Annotated in this window: 12 protein-coding genes and 1 pseudogene; 11 read left to right on the plus strand and 2 right to left on the minus strand. The window is 69.8% G+C overall.

Annotated features, from left to right (window positions below; genetic code table 11):
• Window positions 1-78 precede the first annotated feature (78 nt).
• From L0P92_RS03290 to L0P92_RS03320, 7 genes are all read left to right on the plus strand, one after another.
• Entirely contained in the window at window positions 79-804 is a 726-nt protein-coding gene (locus L0P92_RS03290; protein WP_234760906.1) for an alpha/beta hydrolase, read from the plus strand.
• A complete protein-coding gene (locus L0P92_RS03295; protein WP_234760907.1) occupies window positions 797-1567 on the plus strand; it encodes an SDR family oxidoreductase in 771 nt (256 codons plus the stop codon). Before L0P92_RS03290 ends, L0P92_RS03295 begins: the two co-directional genes overlap by 8 nt.
• Window positions 1568-1648: 81 nt before the next feature.
• Window positions 1649-3658, plus strand: coding sequence for an acetoacetate--CoA ligase (locus L0P92_RS03300; protein ID WP_234760908.1), 2010 nt, complete (start codon window positions 1649-1651; stop codon window positions 3656-3658).
• Window positions 3659-3716: 58 nt separating this feature from the next.
• Complete coding sequence (locus tag L0P92_RS03305) at window positions 3717-4304, plus strand: NADPH-dependent FMN reductase (RefSeq protein WP_234760909.1); 588 nt, start codon at window positions 3717-3719, stop codon at window positions 4302-4304.
• Window positions 4305-4461: 157 nt separating this feature from the next.
• Window positions 4462-5610 carry a CaiB/BaiF CoA transferase family protein gene (locus tag L0P92_RS03310; protein ID WP_234760910.1) on the plus strand — a complete coding sequence of 383 codons (1149 nt, stop codon included), beginning with the start codon at window positions 4462-4464 and terminating at the stop codon, window positions 5608-5610.
• 97 nt (window positions 5611-5707) lie between these two features.
• A complete protein-coding gene (locus tag L0P92_RS03315) occupies window positions 5708-6655 on the plus strand; it encodes an alcohol dehydrogenase catalytic domain-containing protein (protein WP_234760911.1) in 948 nt (315 codons plus the stop codon).
• Between the two features lie 390 nt (window positions 6656-7045).
• On the plus strand, window positions 7046-10069 hold the full coding sequence (locus L0P92_RS03320) for a S8 family serine peptidase (RefSeq protein WP_234760912.1): 3024 nt from the start codon (window positions 7046-7048) through the stop codon (window positions 10067-10069).
• A gap of 214 nt (window positions 10070-10283) precedes the next feature.
• On the opposite strand, the gene L0P92_RS03325 is transcribed toward L0P92_RS03320, so the two are convergent.
• The gene (locus tag L0P92_RS03325; RefSeq protein ID WP_234760913.1) at window positions 10284-11456 is read right to left on the minus strand and encodes a cytochrome P450; all 1173 of its coding nucleotides are present in this window, start codon (window positions 11454-11456) and stop codon (window positions 10284-10286) included.
• Window positions 11457-11711: 255 nt separating this feature from the next.
• Between L0P92_RS03325 and L0P92_RS03330 the strand changes: the two genes are divergently transcribed.
• The 3 genes from L0P92_RS03330 (at window position 11712) to L0P92_RS03340 (ending at window position 15454) form a co-directional block, all read left to right on the plus strand.
• Complete coding sequence (locus L0P92_RS03330; protein WP_234760914.1) at window positions 11712-12323, plus strand: TetR/AcrR family transcriptional regulator; 612 nt, start codon at window positions 11712-11714, stop codon at window positions 12321-12323.
• Between the two features lie 396 nt (window positions 12324-12719).
• Window positions 12720-13403: an ABC transporter ATP-binding protein gene (locus L0P92_RS03335; protein WP_234760915.1), complete on the plus strand. Its 684-nt coding sequence runs from the start codon at window positions 12720-12722 to the stop codon at window positions 13401-13403.
• A 56-nt stretch (window positions 13404-13459) separates the two neighbouring features.
• On the plus strand, window positions 13460-15454 hold the full coding sequence (locus L0P92_RS03340) for an ABC transporter permease (protein WP_234760916.1): 1995 nt from the start codon (window positions 13460-13462) through the stop codon (window positions 15452-15454).
• 673 nt (window positions 15455-16127) lie between these two features.
• On the opposite strand, the gene L0P92_RS03350 is transcribed toward L0P92_RS03340, so the two are convergent.
• A complete protein-coding gene (locus tag L0P92_RS03350) occupies window positions 16128-16988 on the minus strand; it encodes an IS701 family transposase (RefSeq protein WP_234760918.1) in 861 nt (286 codons plus the stop codon).
• A gap of 276 nt (window positions 16989-17264) precedes the next feature.
• On the opposite strand from L0P92_RS03350, the pseudogene L0P92_RS03355 reads away from it, so the two are divergent.
• Window positions 17265-18149, plus strand: a pseudogene (locus tag L0P92_RS03355) (IS5 family transposase).
• Window positions 18150-18238: the final 89 nt, after the last annotated feature.

The following is an 18238-nucleotide window of genomic DNA, read 5'->3' on the forward strand; positions in this document are numbered from 1 at the left end:
ACCTTTCCGGTCGGTTGCTGGTGGCAAGTGAATCTCCTGAAGTTCTTCGGCGACTCTTCGACGGCGAGGCGAAAACCGATGACCACTTATGTCCTGCTGCACGGCGGTGGAATGGGCGGATGGGTGTGGCGCCATGTGGCAGCCCCGTTGCGCACGGCCGGCCATGAGGTGCTGACTCCGACGTTCACCGGCTTCGGTGAGCGGGTGCATCTGCTGTCCAAGGACCACGGGCACGACGTGAACGTCCAGGACGTGATCGGCGTCCTGCGGTACGAGGATGTCAGGGACGCCGTCCTCGTCGGACACAGCTACGCCGGGTCCGTGATCCCGGGCGTGGTGGCACAGGAGGGCGACCGCGTCCGGCACATCGTGTACCTGGACGCGATGATGAGCCGCTCCGGTGAGAGTGTCTTCGAGACGATGGGCTACGCGACCCGCGACGAGCTGCCCGGCATTCGCGCGGCGATCCAGGCCGGGCAGGCGGGGCCGGGGACAGGCGTTCACCTGCAGGAGCGTCAGAGGCTGACGGCCGCCCCGTTCGACATGCCGACGGAGCGTCAGGAATGGCTGCTCGATCACCTCTCCGACATGCCCATGCGGGTGGTCACCGACCCCGTCGCCGTCGGTGTCGAGACCCTGCCGCATACGACGGACTACATCGTGGCGAAGAACGACCCGACCATGGCCACCTCCCAGGAACGGGCGGTCGAACTCGGCTGGCAGGTGCACGAGTGGAAGGCCGATCACGGCTTCATCATCGGCCGTGCCGGGGAGTTGGCCGACTTCCTGCTCAGCCATGGGTGATCCGGGGAAGGAGAGGGCGGCCGAGCTGTTCTCCGTCGTCGGGCGGACCGCCCTGGTCACAGGTGCCACGTCCGGCATCGGGGCGATGGCCGCGGCCGCCCTGGCCGAGGCCGGTGCCGTCGTGCACATCGTGGCGCGCAACGCCGCCGACTGCGAGGAGACCGCCTCGAAACTCCCCGGTGCGGTCGCACTGCCCGCGGACCTGTCGACGCGGCACGGCATCGCCGCGTTGGCCGACCGCGTGCCCGGTCCCCTCCACATCCTGGTCAACAACGCCGGGACGCTGCGGGAGAACCCGCTCGGCTCCTTCACGGAGGCCGACTGGGACGATGTCATGGACCTCAATCTGAAGGCGCCGTTCTTCCTGACCCAGGATCTGCTGCCGGCACTGCGGGCCGGCGCCTGCCCACCCGCACCGGCCACGGTGATCCACGTCGGTTCCGTCGGCGGGCTGCGCGTCGGTCCCCGGCAGACGTACTCGTACGCCGCTTCCAAGGCCGGGCTGCACCAGCTGACCAAGTCGATGGCACGGTGGCTGGCCGCCGAGCACATCACGGTGAACGCGATCGCCCCGGGGCTCTTCCCCAGCCGGATGACACCGGGCGATGGCGAGCAAGTGCTGGCGGCGGTCAGCGCGTCGGTCCCCCAGGGCCGGACCGGGCGGGCCGAGGACATCGGCGGCGTTGTCCGCTTCCTCGCCTCGTCCGCCGCCGCTTACATCACCGGCGCTGTCATCCCGATCGACGGCGGTCTGAGCCTGTAGGCCGCCGACGCGACCACACGGCGGGCGTGCCGGACGACAGGGAACGTACGGAGAAGACAAGGAACAAGGGAGATCATCACTGTGGCTCCTGGAGCTGTTGACCCCAGCGACGGCGTACTGTGGCGGCCGACCGAGTCGTCGATCACGGCCAGCCGGCTCGGAGCGTTCGCCCACTGGGTGGCTGAGCGGCGCGGTATCGCCTTCGGCTCGCCCCTCGACTACGACACCCTCTGGCGCTGGTCGGTCGAGTCGCCCGGCCAGTTCTGGGGCGACCTGGCTTCGTGGACGGGTGTGCTGCCCGGTGTACCCGACGAGGAAGTACTGACCAGGTCGACCATGCCCGGGGCGACTTGGTTTCCCGGCCGTACGGTGAACTACGCGGAGCAGGTGCTGCGTCCCGCCGTCGACGGGAGGGTGGATCCGGACCACCCCGCGTTGATCGCCGTGGCCGAACAGTCCGAGCGGGTCGAGATCTCCTGGCGCACGCTGCGACAAGAGGTGGGTGCGCTGGCCGCGACCCTGCGGCGGTTCGGAGTGCGTCGCGGTGACCGGGTCGCCGGCTACCTGCCGAACGTACCCGAGGCCGTCGTGGCCCTGCTCGCCACGGCAGCCGTCGGAGCGGTCTGGTCCGGCTGCGCGCCCGAATTCGGGACCCGCTCCGTCCTCGACCGATTCGCCCAGATCGAGCCGGTGGTCCTGATCACGACCGACGGGTATCGCTTCAACGGACGCGAGTACGACCGGCGTCAGGCCGTAGGGGAGCTGCGGGCCGCGCTGCCCACGGTCCGCACCACGGTCCATGTGCCGTGTCTGCGTCCGGACGAACTCCCCGAAGGAGCGCTCGCCTGGGCCGACGCCGTCGCGCATCCGCAGGAGCCGGTCTTCGAGAGCGTCCCCTTCGACGCCCCCTTGTGGATCGTGTACTCCTCGGGCACCACCGGTCGTCCCAAGGGCATCGTCCACGGTCATGGCGGCATCGTGCTGGAGCAGTTGAAGAGCGCCCAGCTGCATCAGGACGTCCACCCGGGTGACCGCTACTACTGGTACGCCTCGACCGCTTGGATCATGTGGAACATCGCCACCTCCGCCTTGCTGTCCGGCGCCACCGTCGTCGTGCACGACGGCGCACCGGCGTTCCCGAACCTGGACGCGCAGTTCCAGACGGCCGCGGACACCGGCGTCACCCACCTGGGCACCAGCGCGGGATACCTCACCGCGTGTGAGAAAGCCGGCCTCCGCCCCGGCGAGAAGCACGACCTGGCGCAGTTGCGCGCCGTCGGATCCACTGGCTCGCCCCTGCCTGAATCGACGTTCCGGTGGGTGTACGACGCGGTACGGCCGGACATCTTCCTGGCCTCCATGTCCGGGGGCACGGACGTGGCCACCGGCTTTCTCGGGGGGACGTCGCTCCTGCCGGTGATCGCCGGTGAGCTGCAGCGCCCCATGCTGGGCGTCGCGGCAGCCGCCTGGGGCAAGGACGGTCCCGTCGCACAGGGCGAGCGCGGTGAACTCGTCATCACCCAACCGATGCCGTCCATGCCGCTGTACTTCTGGAACGACCCCGCACGTATCCGTTACCGCGAGGCCTACTTCATGATGTGGCCCGGTGTCTGGCGGCACGGGGACTGGATCGAGACCACGGACAGCGGCGGGGTCATCGTCACCGGGCGCTCGGACGCCACCCTCAACCGCGGCGGCGTACGCATCGGCACCGCGGACATCTACGCCGTCGTCGAGCGGCTGCCCGAAATCGCCGACAGTCTGGTCCTGGGCGTCGAGCAGCCCGACGGCGGCTACTGGATGCCGCTGTTCGTGCGGCTCAAAGACGGACAGGAGTTCACACCGGGGCTGGTCGATCGGATCAGACAGGCCATCCGAACCGAGGCCAGCCCCCGGCACGTTCCCGACGAGATCCTCGCGGTGCCGGGCATACCGCGCACCCGGACCGGAAAGCGGCTCGAAGTCCCGCTCAAACGGCTCTTCATGGGCGTCGCCCCTGGCTCTGCCGTCAACCTCGCCACCGTCGACGATCCCGAGCTCATCACGCATTATGCCGCGCTTGCCCGCAGGCGCGGCCGGGTCGGCGCCTGACCTCTCTCCCTCCGTATCGAGCCCCACTCATGTCGATCCCGTGAAAGCGAAACCCGCCATGCATCGCATTCTGGTCGTCAACAGCTCCACCCGACAGGGACGGTTCAGTGACGGAATAGCCACCTGGGCCGTTCAGCGGCTGAAGGAGCGCGGCGACTTCATCGTCGACCTGCTGGACCTGCGCGACCACCCGCTGCCCTTCTTCGACGACACTCCCCCGGTCTACCACCCGCGCGAGTACGCCGACGAGGGCGTCGCGCGGCTCGCCCGGCAGATCGACGCCGCCGACGGCTACGTCTTCCTGGTCGCCGAGTACAACCACGGGTACACCGCCGTACTCAAGAACGCGCTCGACCACACCTTCGTCGAGTGGCGGCGCAAGCCGGTGGCGTTCATCGGATGGGGCAATGTGGGCGGAGCCCGTGCGATCGAGCAACTTCGCGAAGTCGCGGTCGAGTTCGAGATGGCGCCGCTGCGCCATGCCGTACACGTCCTGCCCGACGTCATGCGGGCTGCCCGTGAGCGGGGCGGTCAGGCCGACAGCGCGCTGCTCGCCCCTTTGGAACCGCGGCTTGATCTCCTCGCGGACGATCTCGCCTGGTGGACGGAGGCGCTGGCCACCGCGCGTTCCGCGGAAGTCCGCTGAGCCGCACCCGCGAGAGCCGAAGGAAACCGGTCGTCAGCGCGAGGTGACACGCGGCTGCGGCTTTCTCGCTTCTTCCACGGCGCCCGAGAGCCCCGAAGGACCGCCGCCGGAGCGGCCGTACTCCCTCCCGTCCACCGCCCTCACCGAGGAGTCCCTCATGGCCACTGCCCCTTCGGGCCCGCTCGCCGGGCTGCGCGTCCTTGAACTCGGGGGCATCGGCCCTGGTCCGTTCTGCGGGATGATTCTCGCCGACCTCGGAGCGGAGGTCGTCCGCGTCGACCGGACGGCCGAAGCGGGGCGCCCTGCGTTCAACCCGGTCCTGCAACGAGGACGCCTGTCGGTCACTCTGGACCTGAAGGTCCCGGCGGGGGCGGCCACCGCCCTTCGACTGGTCGACACCGCCGACGCGCTCATCGAGGGGTTCCGCCCGGGTGTCGCCGAGCGGCTCGGCCTGGGCCCGGACGAGTGCCTGGCCCGCAATCCGAGGCTGGTCTACGGCCGTATGACCGGCTGGGGACAGCACGGTCCCCTCGCGCAGGCACCCGGACATGACATCAACTACATAGCACTGTCCGGGGCGTTGCACGCCATCGGCCCCGCTGAGGGAGATCCCGCCGTGCCACTGAACCTGATCGGCGACATGGGGGGTGGCGGTCTGCTGCTCGCCCTGGGGATAGCCGCCGGGCTGGTGCACGCCCGCACCTCCGGCCACGGCCAGGTCGTCGACGCCGCCATGGTCGACGGCAGTGCGCTCCAACTCTCCCTGGTCCAGGGCATGATGGCGCAGGGACAATGGACGGACCGGCGAGGAGCCAACCTCCTCGACGGTACTGCGCCCTTCTACCGCACCTACCGCTGCGCCGACGGCTCGCACATGGCCGTGGGCTGCATCGAGCCACAGTTCTTCGCGGAGTTCCTCGACGCCCTCGGCCTGAGCGCCGACCCGCTCTTCGCCAAACAGTCCGACACGTCCGCGTGGCCCGGCATGACCGATCGGCTGACGGAGATCTTCGCCCGGCGTACCCGATCCGAGTGGACGGAGGTCTTCGCCGGCCGTGATGCCTGCACGACGCCGGTCCTCGACTTCGCCGAGGCCGCCGCCCACCCGCACAACGTTGCCCGCGGCACCTACACCACTCAGGGCGGATCTCCCGTTCCCTCCCCGGCGCCACGGTTCCTGGGTACGCCCTCGGCCACGGCCGGTCCGGCACCCCACAACGGTGCCCACACCGACGAGGTTCTCAGGGCCGCTGGTCTCAGTTCCGATGAACTCACCGCTCTTCGCAGCCAGGGCATTATCGCCTGACCCGCGTCAGGCATGCGGCGAGGCCAACCGCACCCTCATCCACCGACAGGGCGAGCCCAGCCGAGGAACTCGCCACCTCGACGCACGGGAGTGCAGCATGAAGGCTTGGCAGTACGTGTCACCCGGCATGCCCCTCACCGAGGTCGATCTGCCCGACCCGGTCGCGGGCCCCGGCCAGGTCGTCATCGATGTGAAGGCGGCGGGCCTGTGCCAGACCGACGTCTCCTTCCTGGACGGGCACGTTCCTGGCATGCCGGTCCGGCTGCCGATGGTGCTCGGGCATGAGGTTGCGGGCGTCATCAGTTCCCGGGGCGAGGGCGTCACGGAATTCGAGGTCGGGGAACGAGTCGTCCTCGCCCCGATCGGGGACCCGTTCGGCGGGCCAGGAGTCGGACGTGACGGCGGATACGCCGAACAGACGGTCGGCCTCGTCCCCGAACTCGTACGGATCCCGGAGGGCGTCTCGTACGCCCAGGCCGCGACCGCGACCGACGCGGGCTGCACCGCGTACCACGCCGTCAAGGTCCTCGGCGGGATCGAGGCCGGTACGCGACTCGGTGTGATCGGCCTCGGCGGGGTCGGCCAGTTCGCCGCTCGCATCGGGGTACTGCAAGGCGCCGAGGTCTACGTCGCCGACATCCGCGAGGAACAAGGGGCCCTGGCACGGGAGTTGGGGGCGATCGAGTTCTTCACGGACGCCGCCGGTCTCTCCCCGCTGGGCCTCGACGTGATCATCGACTTCGCCGGAGTGGACACCACCGGCGTCGCGGTCGACGCGGTGCGTCCCGGCGGTCGCGTCGTCCAGATCGGCGCGACCAAACCGGACGCGAGGATCAACCTGGTCTCGCTCGTCACCCGCGGCGTCTCGCTGCTCGGCGCTCTCGGCGGCGACAGGTCCGATGTCACGGCGGTCATCGAACTGCTCGCCACCGGCAGGCTCAACCCGGCGATCAGCACGCTTCCCTTCGACGGGATCGGCCGCGGCATCGACGCCTTGCGGCACAGCCAGGGCCAAGGTCGCAGCGTGGCGATCCGGCCTTCATGACGGCAGGTCATACGCCCATGGCCGGTGCGGAGGCTCGGCGTTGAGGTGGCTACGACCCCTTCTGAGTTCACCGGGCATCAGCCCCGCGGTTGCTCTGCCGCCGCCCTTCACCTGCCCAACGGGAAGGCCGCCAGGCGGACTCAAGGAACAGTTGTGTGAATTACCTGTGCAGAACAGCTGAGATTTCAAGTTTCGGCGTCCGTTTCGCCGAAGACTTCTGTGACATTGGAGCCTTGGGGGAATCACACACGACGAATCGAACAACCTGGACCAGAGTTGTCTCATAATCACATATCCAACAGAGCAACAACCGGTGTACTCCTGATATCTCTTCTCGCCGGTGCTCTGTCTCTCGCTCCCGGCGCGACACCCGCACGCGCCAACTCCGCCGTGGACACCCGGAGTTACCGGGACGGCACCTTCGTGGTTCAGCTCACCGACACCCCGGTGGCGACCTACGGGGGTGGCCTGCCCGGACTGAAGAGGACCGCACCTGAGCCGGGCGGGCAGCTCGACGTGGGCTCCGGAGCGATCGAGGACTATCTGCGGCATCTGGATGCCCACCGCAAGAAAGTCCTGAGCGCCGTCCCGGGCGTGAAGAAGCTGTACGACTACGACTACGCTCTCAACGGCTTCGCCGCGAAGCTCACGGGTGAGCAGGCCGCGAAGCTGGTCAGGACGCCGGGCGTGGCGTCGGTGACGCGAGCAGGCGTCACCGCACTGCACCCCGTGCCGGAGGACACCGACGGACAGTCGGCCCCCCGACGGCCGGCCACCGTGCCCGACGACAGAGGCTCCATGGGCCACCTCGCCGGGAACCGGTCCCAGGCCGGAGGAGAAACCAGGGCCGGGGTACGCCCGCCCGACATCCCCGGGTTCCTGGGTCTCACCGGCCGGAGCGGTCTCTGGTCAAAGCTGGGCGGCCCCGAACACGCCGGCGAGGGCACGATCGTGGGCATCGTGGACAGCGGTTTCGACCCGTCGAACAAGATGCTCGCGCCGCTGCCCGAACCGCGTCCCGACGCGGACGTCATCGCCAGGAAGTGGCACGGAACCTGCGACCAGGGCAACGACCCTGCGCACAAGGTCACCTGCAACAACAAGGTCATCGGCGCCCAGTGGTTCCGTAAAGGCGTGTCCGACCCGGCGCCCGAGGACGTCCCCTCGCCCCGGGACACCGACAGTCATGGCACCCACACCGGCACCACCGCCGCCGGCAACCGCATCACCTCCGCGGTGATCGCCGGCACACCTGTGCGCGGCACCCTGACCGGCATGGCACCGGCGGCCCGACTGGCGTATTACAAGGCGTGCTGGCGCATGGGCTGCCCGGAGGTGGACACGGCGGCGGCGATCGACCGGGCCGTGGCGGACGGCGTGGACGTCCTGAACCTGTCGTTCGACGGGCACCTGGAGAGCCCGATCTACCGCGCGGCCACGTTCAACGCGGCAAAGGCGGGCGTCTTCATCGCCGGCAGCGCCGGCAACAACCCGTCCTCGGGAACGGCGAACCACACCGCGCCATGGATCACATCCGTGGCGTCCACCACCCACGACACCGACTACCGGGCGACCCTGCGCCTGGGCGACAGCCAGGAGTTCACCGGGCGTGCCCTCAGCCCCGGCATACCCGCGAGTCCACTGATCAACGCCGCCGACGCGGTCAGGGCGGGCGCGGACTCCGCGAAGGCCGCGCTGTGCGCCCCGGACACCTTGGACCCGGCGAAGGCCAAGGGGAAGATCGTGGTGTGCGACCGGGGCGGGGACGGCATCTTCATCCAGGACAAGGCTCTCGAAGTACGCAGCGCCGGAGGCCGTGCGGTCGTCCTCGTCAACACGCCCTCCAGTGCCCAGGACTCCTTCCTGGCACAGGCCGCCGTGCCGCTGTTCGTTCTGAGTCAGGAGGACGGCAAGCGCGTCAAGGCCTACGCCACCGCGCCCGCCGCCTCCGCGGCGCTCACCGCGTCCAGCAGGACTTCCAAGCACGCGCCGGAAGTCGCTGCCGACTCCAGCCCCGGCCCCGACCCCTACAGCGGCGGCGACATGCTGAAGCCGGACCTGTCGGCCCCTGGCGACCTCGTCCCCGCAGGAACCGTTCCCGGCGGCGGCAACAACGCCTACCCCGGGCCCTTCGGGTTCCTGTCGGGCACGTCGATGGCGTCCCCGCACGTCGCGGGCCTCGCAGCCCTGCTGAAGCAGCTGCATCCCACCTGGTCACCGATGCGAGTCAAGTCGGCCCTCATGACCACGGCGACGACAACCGACAAGCAGGGCAAGCCCCTCGTCCGTGTCGGCAGCAAGCCCGCGACTCCGCTCGATCACGGCGCCGGCCAGGTACGGCCCGCGTTGGCCGCCGCTCCGGGTCTTGTCTATGACTCCACCGTGACCGACTGGACGTCGTACCTGTGCGCCGTCGGGATCGCGCCCCCGGCGGATGCTGAACGCGACCTCTGCGGCACCGCGCGGAAGAGCGACCCCAGTGACCTGAACTACCCGTCACTGGCGGTCGGCGACCTGTACGGCAGGCAGACACTGACCCGCAGGGTCACCAACGTGTCGGAGAAGTCCGCCGTCTACGAAGCGGCGCTCAAGACCCCGCCGGGCTTCACGGCGAAGGTGTCCCCGCAGCGGCTGACCCTGCGGCCTGGCGGGTCGGCGACGTACCGCGTGACGTTCACCCGTACCGACGCCGCATTCGACTCCTGGTCCTTCGGTGCCCTCACCTGGAACGACGTGTCCAGGCAGCACCGGGTCACGAGCCAGATCGCCCTGCGCGCCCACCGGTTCGACGTGCCGGACGAGGCCGAGGCGCAGGGCACGTCGGGAACCGTTCGGATCGCCACGCACGTTGGCTGGAACGGACGGCTGACCGCGACCACCACGGGTCTGTACGCCGCTGAGAAGACCACCGGAACGCTCACCGGCACCGACCGAACCGAACTGGAGAACAATCCGTTCACCTCCGACGCGATCAAGAAGGTCCACCTCCACGTGCCAGGCAGCGCGAAGTTCACCCGGGTGGCGATCACTGCGGCTGACCACCTGGCCGACAGCGACATCGACGTCTACGCGTTCGACACCGAGGGCAACCTGGCCGGGCCCCTGCCCGTGCCCGGCTCGGACGAACGGTTCGACCTGCCTCCGGGCGACTACGACCTCTACATCCAGCAGTTCGCCCTGCCTGAGGGCGCGACCACGCAGCAATTCACTTTGTGGACCTGGCAAGTGGGCTCGGGCGACCCGGCGATCCGCGCCACGGTCACTCCCCCCACCCGCCCGGTCACCGGCGGCGAGCGCCCCGAGGTGACGGTGAGCTGGCAGGGTGCCGCCCGGGGTGAGCGTTATCTCGGTGTCGTCGAGTACGGCGACGGCTCGGCCACCGTCGGACGTACGGCACTGACCCTCACGCCGTAACAACCAGCACACGTACCGCCGCCCGGGCACCGGCATCGGTTCCCGGGCGGCACACGATCGCCGCCGGTCGCACCGGCGGCGATCACCACACCCACTCAACTCACGCGGAGCCGGCCTGCCCCCGGGAGACACCACAGGACCTCGCCGGTCCCTGACCCGTGTCGCCGAGATGTCCGGCAGAGCCGACGATGTGCCTCACACGGTTTCCCGTGGCTCACCACTCCACCATGAGCCGGTGCACTCCGTACACCGACATGTCGGTGCGCAGCGGCACTTCCTCGGGTGCCACGGCGAGCCTCAGCCCAGGGAAGCGCCGCAGCAGTGCGGGATACGCCAGCCTCATTTCCATCCGGGCGAACTGCTGGCCCAGGCACTGATGGGCGCCGTACCCGAACGCCAGGTGGCCGCGTGCCTCCTGTGAACCGACATCGAGTTTGTGCCCCTCCGTGAACCGGGCGGGGTCCCGATTGGCCGCGGGCATGTGCACGCCCACCGCCTCGCCGGCGCGGATCACCTCACCGCCCAACTCGATGTCCTCCCGGGCCGTGCGTACCAGAGGGAACTGGACGATGGTGAGATAGCGCAACAGCTCCTCGACGGCCTGCGCCGCATCGACCCGTCCCTCCCGCACGGCCTCGGCCTGCTCAGGATTGCTGAGCAGGGCGAACGTGCCCAGAGCGAGCATGTTGGCGGTCGTCTCGTGTCCTGCGATCAACAACAGCTGCGAGATCCCGATGAGTTCTTCCTCGGAGAGTTCGCCGCCGGCGGCCAGATCGCTGAGCAGGTCCTGACCGGGTTCGGCGGTCCTTCGCCGGACGTGCTCCCTCAGGTACCCGCCCAGCGAGGCCCGCGCAGCTTCCGCGTCCTCCTTGGAGGAATCCAGCGTGAACAGGACCTTGGTGGCGTGCTGGAAGCGCTCGTGGTCACCGTAAGGCACGCCGAGCAGTTCGCAAATGACCAGGGACGGGATGGGCAGCGCGAATGCGTCCACCAGGTCGACCGGCGGACCTGCCTGCTCCATCGCGTCGAGGTGGTCCGTGACCATCTGCTCGACACGAGGTTCGACCTGCCTCATACGGCGGACGGTGAACTGCCCGGACAGCAATCGCCGTAGCCGGGTGTGCTCGGGCGCGTCCATGTGGAGAAAGACGCCCGGAGGCGGGGGCGCGTCCGCCGGGTGGGCGCCGACCTGCACAACCGGCTGTCGACGGTGCGCGGCACTGAAACGGTCGTCCCCGAGCACGGCTCGTCCCAGTTCGAAACTGGTGACCAGCCACCCCAGGTGCCCATCCGGGAACCGGAACCGGCGCAGCGGACGCGGATCGTCGAGCACCTCGGAGGGCGGGTCGAACGGGGTGCTGCGGGTAGTGATCAATGTCTCGGTCATACAGAACTCTCCGATCGGTCACAACGGTGGACGGCCGCCCATGGGCCCCGACGGGTTCAGGGCCGACTCATCACGGGTATTCCACCGGGCTCGCAATTGCCCGGCCGGGCCAACGCCGACCCCACGGCCTGCTTCGGTGGCGCGAACCCAGGGCCGTGCAGCTGCGTGCTCGGCGCCAGACTAGACGATACATACTGTCTCGTCATTTCCCCAGAGCGGAGGCCTCCCCGAGATGCCCAAGTAGGATGAGCTCCGATGAATGCTCCGACCCCACAATCCGGCCGCACACCCGCCGCCCGGCCGCGCCGCGGACCGCACCGCAGCCCCGAGGCACACGCCGCGGTACTGGAGGTGACCCGCGAGTTGCTCGAAGAGGTCGGCTACCCGAAGGTGACCATGGAGCGGATCGCCGAACGGGCCGGTGTGGCCCGGATGACTCTCTACCGCTGGTGGCCGAATAAGGCCGCGGTCGTGCGGGAGGCGATCGCCGACCGGCTCACCGTACGGCCGGCTCCCGACACCGGGTCGGTACGCGACGACGCCCTCACCCTGCTGCTCGACCTGGTGCAGACCCTGACCCTGATCGGCAACCCCCGTGTGATGGCCGGTCTGCTGGTCGAACTCGGCGAGTCGGGCCGCGCCCAGTTGCGCGACTTTCTCAGCGAGCGGCTGGAGCCCGCCGCCGTGCTTCTGCGCCGCGGCATCGACCGCGGTGAGCTGCCTGCCGATCTGAAGGTGCGGGCCGTGGTCGACAGCTGGGCTGGATACGTGCTGTACCTGGTCATGTTCCAGGAAAGGAAACCCGCCCGGCGGGATCTGGCCGACCTCGTCGGCCTGCTTCCCTTCCGCACGGACGGCACCTCCTGACGACTGCGCGGCCATGAACGCACGTCTTGCTCGGAGCGCGCGCGGTGGTCACGGCCGTCGTCACGCGGACCACCGACACCGAGCCAGGGCACAGGCTTCAAGGAGCCGCTGACAGTCGGCAAACCTGCGCGTACCACACCCCACCGTGACAGCGCGCTGTGTCGAACCAGTCACGCCCGCTGTTCGGTTCCGAACCACGCTTGAGGGGATCAGTCCCGAACCACTCGTGATGAGACGGACCGTGCTCGACCGGCCGAGCGCATCGGCCATAAGACCGACCCGGAACACGATCACCGGCCGGGACCATGGCCGTTCGGCCGAGGCCGCCGCTCCTGCCTCACGGCAGGGTGGAAACGCACGCCTCCGCCACGACCATCAAGAGAGGGGCCTCACCTCATGAGCGCCGTTCTGGCCGGGAATCAACTCACCAAGACCTACGGCTCCACCACGGCCCTCGCCGGGGTGGACATCGAGGTGCACGGCCGGGAGTCCCTGGCCATCATGGGCCCCTCCGGCTCCGGCAAGTCCACCCTCCTGCACACCCTGGCGGGCATCATCCGTCCCGATGGCGGCCAAGTGCTGCTGCGTGGTGAACGCATCGACAACCTCGGCGAGGAGCGGCTGAGCGCCCTGCGCCGGAAGCGATTCGGGTTCGTCTTCCAGTTCGGCCAGCTGCTGCCGGAGTTGCCCGCCGAGGAGAACGTCGCTCTGCCTCTGATGCTGGAGGGCATGCCGCGGCGCAAGGCTGTGAAGCAGGCGCGCCGCTGGTTCGAGCCGCTCGGCCTCGACGGCCTGGAGCTGCGCCGCCCGGGCCAGCTGTCCGGCGGGCAGGCCCAGCGTGTCGCCATCGCCCGCGCCCTGGTGATCGAACCGGACGTGGTCTTCGCCGACGAGCCCACCGGCGCCCTCGACCAGACCACCGGCACCGAGGTCATCCGTCTGCTCACCACTGTCACCCGCGACCAGGGCGCCTCGCTGGTCATGGTCACCCATGACGCCGATGTCGCCGCCCACTGCGACCGGATCCTCCAGGTCCGCGACGGCCGGATCGGCGTCCACAGCCCGTACACGTCCGCCTGACCACCCAGCCGCGGCACGGTCGCCGCCTGATGGGCCCTGCCCTCGGAGATCCTGTTATGCGTTCCCCCGTCCTTCCCCTGACCTGGCACCTCGCCAAGTCCTCAGGCCGGCGCGGCCTGCAGAGCCACCTGCTGGCCGCAGCGGCGTCAGCGGTCGGCGCCCTGATCCTCCTCGTGCTGCTGGCGGCCACCCTCGGCTCCGCGGACCGCGCCGACCGCACCGCCTGGCGCACCCCCGATGCGGCACCCACCCAACGAGCCACCGCCGCCCAGACCCTGACCACCACGTACGTACGCGACAAGCCCGTCACCGTCGTCACCCTGGCCCAGCTGCCCCATCGCGGCCCCGCCCCCGCGCCGCCCGGAATCGACCGCTTCCCTGCCCCGGGACAGACCTACCTCTCCCCCGCACTCGCGAAGCTCATGCGTGAGCTGCCGGCAAGCCAACTGGGCGACCGCTTCCCCACCCGGACCGGCTACGGAACGATCGGCGACGCCGGGCTGGCGGCACCCGAGGAACTCGTCGCTGTCGTCGGCCGCACCTCCACCGACCCCGCGATCACCCGGGCAACGGACGGCGGCGAGGTCGACCTGCTGGCCGCCTCGGCCCTCGTGTCCGGCTTCGACGGCGCCAGCCCCAGCGCGTTCACCGCATCCGACCAGGACATCGCCCTGCTGGGCGGCGGGCTGCTCATCGTGCCGGTGATCGTGCTGGCGGCGGCCGCCGGACGACTCGGCGCGGCCAGCCGGGAACAGCGCCTCGCCGCGCTGCGCCTGGCAGGGGCGACCCCACGGCAGATCCTCACCATGACCGGTGTGGAGTCCGCCGCCGTCGGCCTTGCCGGCGCGCTGGTCGGCACGCTGGCGTACGTCCTGTTGCTGCCCGCGCTGACCGAAGTTCCGTACGGCATCGGCACCTGGTACGCCGAGGAGCTGTGGGTCGGGCTGCCCTGGCTGCTGTCGGTGGTGCTGGCCCTGACGGCGCTGACCGCGCTCAGCGCCGTCAGCGGCCTGCGAGCCGTGGCCCGCTCCCCGCTCGGCGTCGCCCAGCAGGCGGACCCACGCCGCACCCGCAAGGTCCGGCTGGCACTGTTCGCCGCCATCACGGGTTTCGTGGTGATCAGCGCCCAGAGCGGCAGCCAGGGCACCATGCAGAAACTCGGGCTGATCGTTCTCGTCTACGGAGCCTTCTGGATCCTCGGGCCCTGGGTCGTCGACAGGCTGGGCAGGACCGTCGGCCGTTTCGCACGCCGGCCGGCCACCCTGCTCGCCGCCCGTCGGCTCAGCGACGACCCGCGCGGCGCCTGGCGCACCGTCAGCGGACTGGTCCTGGCCGGTTTCGTCGCGGGGTTCTTCACCGTCGGCCAGATCGGCATCATCGGCGTGCACTACCCCGGCCAGATCGCCCTGCCCATGGAACACGGCAACCCACGGGTCGCCGTCGCGCAAGCGCGTGAACGGCTCAAGGAGGCGGAGGTGACCGCGACCGTGCGCACCGCGACCCCGGACAGCATCCTCGGGGCCACGGAGGGCGTGGTCGTCCAGGTTCGAGGGGGCCAGGCCGCCATCGACACCGCCATCACCGCCCTCACTCCGCTCACGCCCGGCAACCCGCCCCGGACCGATGACTACCCCAACGCCGAGAACACCGCGGTGAACAAGCTCATCGGGCAGATCGGCCTGGCCTCCCTGGCGTTGGGCTTCCTGGTCGCCGCCGCCTCCGCGGGACTCACCGCCGCGGCCACGGTCCTCGACCGGCGCCGCGTCTACGGCCTGCTGCGACTCGCCGGTGTCCCGCTCAAGGTGCTCGACCGGGCACGCGTACGGGAGACCGCCCTCCCTCTGGTCGTCCTCGCAGGCGGCACGACAGCTGCCGGCACCTTCGCCGCGTTGGAGATCAACAAAGCCTTCGGTACGTCGGTGAGCGCATCGGGTCTGGTGCAGCTTTCCGCCTGCGGTGTGGTGGGCTTGGCGACCATGTTCGCAGCATTGGTCGGCAGCAGGCCGCTGCTGCGCAAAGTCACCGAGGAACGGAGTCAGGATCCCGACTGACGGACGTACGGGCCGGTGCCGGGACGTGGGCCGCTTCGCGATCCCTCCCGGCACAGGCCGGTGCGACGAGGCGACAGCCTCGTGGATGGTGCAGCGGCTCCGTGACTGGTCAGCCGCTGTCACCGCCCGGGCCTTCCCCCATGAAGGTGCGCACGCGGTTATTGATCACGCGGCGAGCGTGAGTTCAGCGGTGTGGTGTCGGCGTTCGTATTCGTTGGGGCTGAGGTGGCCGTTGGCAGAGTGCCGACGACGTGTGTTGTAGCGGGTCAGCCAGGCAAATACCGTCCCTCTGCGGGTGGAGTGTCTCATCAACGGCGGATCCTTGTCCGTCCAGGCTCGCCACCACCGGTTGAGGGTGACGGCGGGGGTGAGCCAGGAACGCATGGCCCGTAAGGCCCTGGGCCAGCAGGGCTGTTGGGGCTGGTGGTGTCCGGTTGGCCCCCCTCTCTGGCCCCTCTTCGGGGCACGGGTCTGGCGCGCTGGCGTCCAGGGGTCCGGGTGGGGGGGAACCATTGGTCCCAGCAGAAGGAGAAGGCGCAGTTGACGAGGGCCTGGTGGCAGTGGATGGCGCGGTCGGAGCGGACTTGGAAGTCGGCCCAGCCCAGTTCGTCCTTGATCTGCTTGTAGCTCTGCTCGATCCACGACCGCAGGCCGTAGAGGCGCACGATCTCGGTCAGGTCGGCGGGCTGGTGGCGGCGTGGGGTGCGTCGGGGTGGAGCAGGTTGGTGGCCAGGTACCAGGTGGCCTTCTCCGGCGGGGCGGCCGGATCGGTGGTGGCCACGACCAGGCGGCAGGGTGAGTGGGGGCCGTAGCCGCCCAGGCGGGCATCGGCTGCCCACCAGGTCTCACTGTGCCCGTCGCGGAAGTGCCGCTCCACGGACGTCCAGTCGCCGGGACGTTTGGCGTCGTGCCAGGTCAGGGCATGCGCGGCATCGATGAGGGTGTGCGGCTGGTCGGCCGGGGCCCAGGTGCCGCGGTGCGGCTTGAGCGCGACCACGTAGGCCAGGCCGGCCTCACGCAGTGCGAGATACCAGTCGTCGCTGACGGAGTAGGCGCAGTCGGCGACCACCGGCCGGCAGCCGAAGCACGCCTCCTTCCCGCGGGCCGCGAGGGTGGCGGCCCCGGCTGGGGTTTCGTGCGGAAAGCCGGATCGGACCGGCCACGCGCGAAGTGGTGAGCGGGGGTGTGGGGAGTCGCGTGCAGCGGGTCGTTCACGCGGCCGTCGGTCCACACCGTGGTCACTTACGATGCCGTTGTCCGTCTTGCCGTACCGGCCCAGCCACTGCCGGCCCACGTGCGCGGTCGCCGTGCCGTCCTTGCGGTCCCCGGAGTCGTCGATCACGATGACCCCGCCGGCGTGCGGAGCGGTCGCCGGCTCCTCGCGCAGCAGTTCAAGACGCCGGTCGTTGATCTGCTCGGCCTCCCAGGGTGACTCGGACAGGAAGGAACTGCAGCCGCTGTACCCCCGGCTTCCCCCGCACCGGCCACTGGCTCCGCCCCGGCCGGGCAGGTGATCGTCTTGGTCCGCTCTCACGGCGCCAGCAGCCCGGTCAGATACTCACGAAATCCTCGCCGCTGGCCAGGCTGAAGAAGAGGTCGTCGAGCTGGGCCGCGTAGTCCTCCAGCGGCCCCGGCGCAGGCGGACACGGACGGCGAGCGGTCATCTTCAGCCCTCAGCACGGCAGTTGGCCCCTATCACCGGCCTACGACCAACTCGACCCGTCGTCAACCCACACCGCCGCCGAATTTGACGAACTGCCGGTAGGGCGTGTCTCACAAGGTTGAGAGGTCTGGCTGAAACGCTTGAGGGGTGTCGCGTTCCCAGCTCCTTTCGGATGATCAGTGGGTGTTGATCGCGCCATTCCTCCCGTCGCGGACGGGTCGGCAGGGCCGTCCGTTCGCGGACGCGCGGATGATCGTCGAGGGCATCATCTACCGCTACCGGTGCGGGATCGCCTGGCGCGACCTGCCACGCGAGTTCGGCCCGTGGCAGACGGTATGGCGGTGGCATCGCAATCTCGGCGGCGACCATGCCTGGGACCGGGTCCATCAGACGCTGCTCGCCGCGGCCGATCGGGACGGGTAGATCGGCTGGACGGTGTCCGGGGGCTCCACGATCGCTCGCGCGCATCAGCACGCGACCAACCTCACGCGCCTCACGGGGGGCTGGATCGAATTACACGGATCCGGCCGTCGAGCCGCCTGACCACGCGATCGGCCGCTCCCGCGGCGGGCTGTCGACGAAGATCCACCAGCTCGTCGACGATCACGGCCTGCCGCTGGTGATCGCCGTCGCTCCCGGCCAGTCCGGCGACGCCCCGGCTCTGCTGCCTCTGCTGAGCAGGCTCCGCGTGGCCCGTCCGGTCGGGCGTGCGCGGACGCGTCCCGACGCGGTCCGCGGCGACAAGGCGTACTCCTCGCGCGCGATCCGCTCCCACCTGCGCAGAGGCGGGATCCGCGCCGTGATCCCGCAGCCACGAGACCAACAGGCCCACCGGAAACGGCGCGGGTCGCGTGGCGGGCGACCACCCGCGTTCGACGCGGTCGACTACAAGGGACGCAACGTCGTCGAACGCCGCTTCTGCGACGTCAAGCAGTGGCGCGGTCTCGCGACCCGCTACGACAAGCTCGCGATCGTCTACGCGCCGCAGTCGTCCTCCACGCCGTCATCGCCTGGAGCCAGCGATGTTCTTGAGACGCGCCCCTTAGGGCTCGCAGAGAATCAAGGTGTTGCTTCCCGTGATGCGGCTCGTTGTTGTGATATGAGCGTCTCCGATGAGGTCC

This window comes from Streptomyces muensis, assembly GCF_021474425.1.
GTDB classification, from domain to species: Bacteria; Actinomycetota; Actinomycetes; order Streptomycetales; family Streptomycetaceae; genus Streptomyces; species Streptomyces muensis.

Coding starts and splice junctions, on each gene's coding strand:
- L0P92_RS03305 (WP_234760909.1), top strand. CDS start 3,717: ATGCATCGCATTCTGGTCGTCAACAGCTCCACCCGACAGGGACGGTTC.
- L0P92_RS03310 (WP_234760910.1), top strand. CDS start 4,462: ATGGCCACTGCCCCTTCGGGCCCGCTCGCCGGGCTGCGCGTCCTTGAA.
- L0P92_RS03295 (WP_234760907.1), top strand. CDS start 797: ATGGGTGATCCGGGGAAGGAGAGGGCGGCCGAGCTGTTCTCCGTCGTC.
- L0P92_RS03330 (WP_234760914.1), top strand. CDS start 11,712: ATGAATGCTCCGACCCCACAATCCGGCCGCACACCCGCCGCCCGGCCG.
- L0P92_RS03335 (WP_234760915.1), top strand. CDS start 12,720: ATGAGCGCCGTTCTGGCCGGGAATCAACTCACCAAGACCTACGGCTCC.
- L0P92_RS03325 (WP_234760913.1), bottom strand. CDS start 11,456: ATGACCGAGACATTGATCACTACCCGCAGCACCCCGTTCGACCCGCCC.
- L0P92_RS03315 (WP_234760911.1), top strand. CDS start 5,708: ATGAAGGCTTGGCAGTACGTGTCACCCGGCATGCCCCTCACCGAGGTC.
- L0P92_RS03340 (WP_234760916.1), top strand. CDS start 13,460: ATGCGTTCCCCCGTCCTTCCCCTGACCTGGCACCTCGCCAAGTCCTCA.
- L0P92_RS03290 (WP_234760906.1), top strand. CDS start 79: ATGACCACTTATGTCCTGCTGCACGGCGGTGGAATGGGCGGATGGGTG.